General features: G+C 61.4%; 1 protein-coding gene. It reads left to right on the forward strand.

Annotation, left to right across the window (positions count from 1 at the left end; translation table 11 throughout):
* Positions 1-273 precede the first annotated feature (273 nt).
* Positions 274-7,904, forward strand: a 7,631-nt coding sequence (locus tag AC1Q80_RS25480; RefSeq protein WP_492362220.1) for a peroxidase family protein, incomplete at its 3' end; no start/stop codon positions are given.

Raw genomic sequence — 7,904 nt, forward strand, 5'->3', positions numbered from 1 at the left:
ACAGGCAGGACTGCCCGAGCCGGCTGCCAAAGCGTTGCAGACATTCGCGCAACGCCGGCATGCGAAATCTTGCTCAGACTAAGGTCCGAGAACGGTGGGGACCAAAGTATTCCGGTTGGGCCGTCCTTTAGTCGCGAAAATCACGCGACCTTGTTCTCTACGCCGGCCGAGGCTTCGATGCGTTAATGCCGGCCAGTATCAGTGACGCGACCTCTGTTGGCGGAAAGACATGTGTCCTTCCGGGGGGATCGCTGTGTCTCGACGGAGGGGAAAATGGCCGCGTTCAAGCTCAATCTTCAGGACATGATGTTCATTCTGCGCCAGATCAAGATCGCAGAAGGCAACTCGACCGCGCATTCAGGCGCAAATGCGTTGGACCTCAGGGAGATCTACGTCGACGCGGCCGGCAATGTCGTTCCGGCAGGCACGCCCGGTGCGCAGCTCGCGATCCCCGACCCGCATGTTCCGAACGGCCTTCGCACCGTCGACGGCACCTACAACAACATCGTGCCCGGCCGCGAGACCTGGGGTTCCGCCGACCAGGCCATGCCGCGGCTGTTGGACGCCGAGTATCGCAACGACACCGATGGCGACAGCATCGACGTCAACGGGCCAGCGCCCGGCGGCATCTTGACCGGCGGCAACTACGGCGCACCCAACGCCAATGTGGTTGATGCCGATCCGCGCATCATCTCCAATCTCATCGTCGACATGTCGATCAACAATCCGGCAGCCATCATCGCGGCCCTGACCTTTGCCGGTTCGGAAGACCCGCAAGGTGACATGCAGCGTTTGCTTGCCGCCCGGGTTACCCAACAGCAGGCCGATGACGCCCTTGTTGCTGCGCAAGGTGACCTCGATGCCGCGAACGCCGCCCTCGATCTGGCTGTCGCCAACTACACGCCGGGCAACCCCGCCAGCATCGACGCCATTCAGGACGCAGCGAATGCCGTGACGGTTGCCGAGGAAGCGCTGGCATTGGCGGAAGTGGTTGCCGCGGATCCGTCCGCGGCGCTGGAGGCCGTTGCGACGGAGCTGGGGCTGGTCATCGGTGATGAAGGCAACCTGTCCATTCCCAACGTTGCACCGGACGAAGGCCTTTCCGCGCCCTTCAACGCCTGGATGACCTTCTTCGGTCAGTTCTTCGACCATGGTCTCGACCTGATCACCAAGGGTGGAGCGACCGTCTACATACCGCTACAGGCTGACGATCCGTTGGTGCTGGGAACGGATGGCGTGGCTGGAACCGCCGACGACCTGCCGGCACACCTGCGCTTCATGGTCCTGACCCGCGCAACGCCGGACGGCGATTCTCATACCAATACCACGACCCCGTTCGTCGATCAGAACCAGACCTATACGTCGCATGCTTCGCATCAGTTCTTCCTGAGGGAGTATGAACCTGCCGGTGGTGTCGTCGGTGCACCGCCACACGCAACTGGTCGCCTGCTTGACGGGTCGGCAAACGGGCTGCCCACCTGGGCCGACATCAAGGCGCAGGCAGCAAACGTGCTCGGCATCCAGCTGACCGATGCCGATATCTTCAACATTCCGCTCATTCGCACTGATGCCTATGGCGAGTTCATTCGCGGACCGAACGGATACCCATTGCTGGTCACCGGTCTCGGCGGCGACGGAATCCCCAATACGTCCGACGACATCGTCATCCAGGGCGATCCCTTAAATCCTGTGAACACTTTTGCGGCAGGCGCGCTGCGTATCGGCCATGCCTTCCTGGACGATATCGCCCACAATGCCGTCCCCGTTTTTGATGCTCAGGGCAATCTGGTCGCCGATGCCGACGGCGAAACCGGCAATGACGTGGCGTTCAATCCCCAGACCGGCCGCAATACCGAGTATGACGACGAACTCCTCAACCGCCACTTCATCACCGGTGACGGCCGCGGCAACGAAAACATCGGTCTGACGACCGTGCACCACATCTTCCATTCCGAGCACAATCGCCAGACGGACATGCAGAAGATGACCATTCTGCAAAGTGGCGATCTCGCCTTCATCAACGAGTGGCTGTCTGTCGATATCACTCAGGCGGACCTTGACGCGTTGCCGGCCACATTCCCGGCCGACCCGCTTGAGCGGGCGGAACTTCTCGATTCCTTCGGCTGGGACGGTGAGCGTATTTTCCAGGCCGCCCGCTTCGCCACGGAAATGCAGTACCAGCACCTGGTGTTCGAAGAGTTCGCACGCAAGATCCAGCCGGCGATCGACCCCTTCGTCTTCAACAGCGTCACCGACATCAACCCGGCGATCTTCTCCGAATTCGCCAACACTGTCTATCGCTTCGGCCATTCGATGCTGACCGACGAAATGCCGCGTCTTGATGCAAATGGCGTTGTCATCAATCCGGAAGTCGGGCTTATCGAAGCCTTCCTCAATCCTGTCGAGTTCGACCTCGACGGCACGATTTCGCACGATGCGGCCGCCGCGGCGGTCGTGCGCGGCATGACTGTCGAGCGCGGCAACGAAATCGACGAATTCATCGTCGGATCGTTGCGCAACAATCTGCTCGGTCTTCCGCTCGACCTGGCGACGATCAACATCGCCCGCGGTCGAGACACCGGCATACCTTCGTTGAACGAAGCCCGCGCCCAGCTTTATGCGGCAACCGGCTCGACCTTCCTCACGCCCTATGACAGCTGGGTGGACTTTGCCGCCAACCTCAAGAACCCGATCTCGGTGGTCAACTTCATCGCGGCATACGGCCTGCATGATCTGGTGGACGATGAAACAACACTTGCCGGCAAGCGTGCCGCTGCAATGGCAATCGTCTTTGGCGAAGAACAGGTGATTGCGGATGCCAACGCACCGGGCGGAACGCGCACGATCCTCGTGCCCGCCGATCGCCTCGACTTCCTGAACAGCACCGGCGAATGGACCATCGGAAACAGCGGTCTGAACCTGATCGATCTGTGGATCGGCGGTCTGGCCGAAAAGAAGATGCCGTTTGGCGGCATGCTTGGCTCGACCTTCAATGCGATTTTCGAAGCCCAGATGGAAAACCTGCAGGACGGCGACCGGTTCTACTACCTGAGTCGCACGCAGGGCCAGAACATGCTGAACCAGCTCGAGCAGAATTCCTTCTCGAAGATGATGATGGCCAACACCGAACTGGCGCAGCCTGGGGCCGACGGCATCCGCGGCACAGCCGACGACATCATCGAACGCCACATCGGCGTCGACTCCTTTGCGAAGTATGATTTCGTGCTCGAGGTCAACCAGGCCAACCAGGCCGGGCCAGACCCGGAAGGCAACGACCCGGCGCTCGAGGCGATCGGGCTCGGCAAGGTCGTGCGTGATGATCCCCGCACGGCGGCAATCGAAACGAACTACCTGCGCTTCACCGGTGGCGAACATATCGTTGTCGGCGGCACCAATGGCGCCGATACGATCATCACAGACTTCGGCGACGATGCGATCTGGGCCGACGACGGCAATGACCGCGTTGAATCCGGCGCCGGCGTCGACCTCGTCAATGGCGGCGGCGGCGACGACATCCTGACCGACAGCGGCGACACCGGCGACTTCATCAAGGGCGAGGAAGGCAACGACGTCATCGCCAACTCCAACGGCATCGACATCCTGATGGGCGGCGATGGCAAGGACGTCGTCTTCGTCGGTGTTGACGATACCGAAGTGTTCGGCGGCGCGGGTGACGACTTCATCCTTGGTGGCGAAGGCGTCGACCTCTTGATGGGCAACGAGGGCGACGACTGGATCGAGGCCGGTGGCGGCTTCGACACTACGGCCGGCGACAACTCCGAACTGTTCTTCAATTCGGCGATCAAGGGTCACGACGTCATGTTCTCCGGCAACGAGGAACACGACTTCGACGGTGAATCCGGCGATGACATCATGGTCCAGGGCGAAAGCGTCATGCGCAATGAGGGCATGTTCGGTTTCGACTGGGCGATCTTCAAGGGCATGGCGCTCAATGGTTACGCCGACATGCGCATCCCGATCTTCACCACCGAGGCGGAAGACATCCTGCGCAACCGCTTCGACAAGACCGAGGCTCTCTCCGGTTGGGACCACAACGACACGCTGCTTGGTGACGACCGCGTTCAAGGAGACATCCTGCCGGGCGACACGGTTGCGACCACGGAAGGCATCTTCTTCAACGACGAGCTGTCTCAGGCGGGCGTCAACCGCATCGAAGGTCTGCGCGCCTTGCTCGGCAACCTCATCACTGCCGCGCCGGTTGGCGCGACGGCAGCCCAACTTGAGGCGCTGACGGCCTTCAACTCCGGCAACATCCTGCTCGGCGGTGGGGGCTCCGACAGTCTGCGCGGCAATGGCGGGGATGATTTCCTCGACGGCGATGCCTGGCTGAACGTGCGTATTCGCATCACTGCGGCTGGTGCCGAGAACACGCCGCTGAACCAGATCGGCACTGTCGACAGCCTCAAGCATGTCTTTACCGGCACGGAAAACCCCGGTGGTTCGCCGGTTCCGGCGGGCTGGATCGGCAAGTCGCTGTTCGACCTGATGATCTCCCGCACGATCGTGCCGACGCAGTTGCACATCGTTCGTGAGATCGTTGAGGACGACGGTATCGGCGATGTCGACACCGCCTTCTTCAACGACACGTTCCTCGACGCCAACGGCAACGCGAACTATACGGTTGTCCGCAATGCCGATGGCTCGACGACGATCTCGCAAATCAACGTCAGCAACGTCATCGATCCGCTGACCGAGCGCAATCTCGTCTCGGACGGCATCGACAGACTGCGCAATGTCGAATGGGCGGAGTTCGCCGACGGTACGCGCATCTTTCTCGCCAACGAAGCGCCGACAGACATTCGCTGGAACGCCATCAACCCGAACAACACCGACTTGCCCACGGGAGCGATCGCGAACCTGGCGACGGTTGATGATGACAGCACGGCCTGGACCTATTCCTTGCAGGCCGGAAGCAGTGCTGGCTTCACCGTTTCACCGGCCGGCGTTGTCAGCCGCGTCGGTGCGATGGCGGCCAACACCACCTACACGCTGGTCATCCGCTCGACCGACGACTTCCTCAACACCTATGACGAGACGTTCACCATCAGGACGGGCAGCAACGTCGCCGACAATTTGACAGCCTTTGCGACGGCGGGTGATGACGTTCAGTACGGCGACGACGGCAACGATACGCTCGCCGGCGGCGCAGGCGACGATTCGCTCTTCGGTCAGGACGAGGATGACGTACTCTCAGGTGGGCTGGGCAACGACCTGCTGCACGGGGGGACCGGCGATACGGACACGGCGTCTTATGCCGGGGCCAGTGGTGCGGTCACCGTCAACCTGACGACCGGAACGGCCACCGGTGCCGACGGCAACGATACGCTGATCGACATCGAAAACGTCATCGGCAGCGCCTTTGACGATACGATCACCGGCGGTGCCGGCGCCAATGCGCTGACGGGCGGTGCCGGCAACGACACCTACGTCATCGCGGCCGGCGACACCGTGATTGAAGCAGTCAACGGGGGTACCGACACGGTCAACAGTTCGGTCACCCATACCTTGGCCGCCAATGTCGAGAACCTCACCCTGACCGGCGCCGGCAACATCAACGGTACCGGCAACGCCGCGAACAACATCATCGTCGGCAATACCGGCAACAACACGCTCGACGGCGCCGCTGGTGCCGACACCATGAGCGGCGGTGCCGGCAACGACACCTACGTCGTCGACAATGTCGGTGACGCGGTCGACGAAACCGCTGTCGGTTCCGCCGGAACGGATACGGTCCAGACGACGCTCGCCAACTACACACTCGGTGCCAACGTCGAGAACCTCACCAAGAACGGTGCCGGTGCTATTACCGGCGTCGGCAATGCGCTCGCCAACGCCATGCTCGGCAACAACGGAGCCGATACGCTTTCGGGCGGTGACGGCAACGATACGATCGACGGCGACGATGGCAATGACAAGCTGCGTGGCGGTGCCGGTGACGACACCTTCAACGACAACAACGGCAACGATATCTACGTTTATGACACGATCGATTTCGGCAATGACGTCATCAACGCGTTCGATGCCAACCCTGCCGGGGGCCAGGACCTCATCGATCTGAGCGCTTTGGGCATTACGGCAGCCGACTTTGCGACCCGTGTGCTGGAAACCCGTGTTGTTGTTGTTGGAACGGACGACACGCTGCTGACCATTCGGGATGCCACCGGCACGACCACGATCGGTACGATCCTCGTCGATGCCGTTGATCCCAACGACATCAGCATCGCCGACTTCATCCTCGCCGATACGCCGGCTCCCGCTGCCATCAACGGCACCGCTGCAGGCAATACCCTGACCGGGTCGACCTTTGCCGATCAGATCAACGGCCAGGGCGGCAACGACACCATCAATGCCGGTGCGGGCGATGACACGATCACCGTCGATGTTCTCGAGGGTCGCGACGTCATCAACGGCGAAAGCGAAGATGCCGGCGGCGACACCGTGGTCATCAACGGCGACACTTCCAACGAAACCTTCCGGATCTACACCCGCGCCGAATGGTTTGCCGCCGGTAACGCCGTGGGCACCCTCAACGCGGCGACGGAAATCGTCATTACCCGCAACGGCACGAACAACGCCTCGGTCATTGCCGAACTCAACGACATCGAAGAGATCGTCATCAATACGGGTGTTGGCCCGGACATTGTGCAGACGATCGGCGATTTCTCGCCGACCGGCCTCAGCGTCAACACGATCACGATCAATGGCGATGCAGGCGACGACACCGTAGACTTCAGCGCGCTGCAGTCTTCGCACCGTATCCTGTTCCGCACCAATGGCGGCAACGATACGATCGTCGGCAACCTCAGGCCACAGGACGTGGTGGAACTGGCGCCGGGAAGCAACATTTCCGACTACACGATGACCACCAATGCGAACGGCACGAAGACGTTCTCGAACGGAACGCACTCGATCACGTTTGCCGGTGCGGTGCCGCCGCAATTCCAGAATACACCGCCGACACCTGGCAATGACGAAGGTGTCTCGGGTCGCTTCGAATACACCGCGAACGACCTTGCCGGCCTCAAGAACCTGGTCAACGGGCTTCCGGCCTTCGACGAAGACGATGACACCAACGACTTCTCCGGCGTGCGGACACTTTCCGGTCACGGCAACAACGAAGACAATCCAACCTGGGGTTCGGCCGACACGCCGTTTATTCGCATCACCGATGCGCACTACGGTGCCTACAACCCGACGACCGGCAACAACAACATCAATCCGATCTTCTCGGGGCTCGACCCGCGCAACATCAGCAACATCCTCGGCAGTCAGGAACTTGATCTGCCGAAGAACGATAAGGACGCCAACATCTTCTTCATGGCGTTCGGCCAGTACTTCGACCACGGGCTCGACTTCCTCGGCAAGGGCGGCAACGGCACGATCCAGATCGGCGCTCCGGGCAACGGCGCACCGGGATCGGGCAACCCGGCCGATCTTACCCGCGGGACGGTGAACTCGATCGTCGACGGCGTACCGCAGCACCTGAACAAGACCTCGCCCTTCGTGGATCAGAACCAGGCCTATGGTTCCAATGAGCTGGTCGGTCAGTTCCTGCGGGAAGGCAACGGTTCGGGCGGTCTCGGCTCGCATCTGTTCAAGGGAGCATCCGACCCGTCGAACGACGACTTCTCGCTGCTGCCGACGCTGCGCGAACTGATCCTGCATCACTGGCAGAACAACACCGTGTTCCATTCGGCTTCGCTGCCGGGCGGGCAGGTGGCGTTCCAGACCTACTTTGCCGGGCTGGTGACCAACGGGGTCATCAACGAAGCGATGCTGCCGGCCATGACGTCCAACTTCATGGGCAGCACCCATGCGCTGCTTCTCGACACCAACCCCTTCATCAAGCTGCTCGATCACTATGTGGTCGGCGACGGGCGCGG

It is taken from the genome of Ensifer sp. GW823-FHT05D09 (assembly GCF_058795755.1).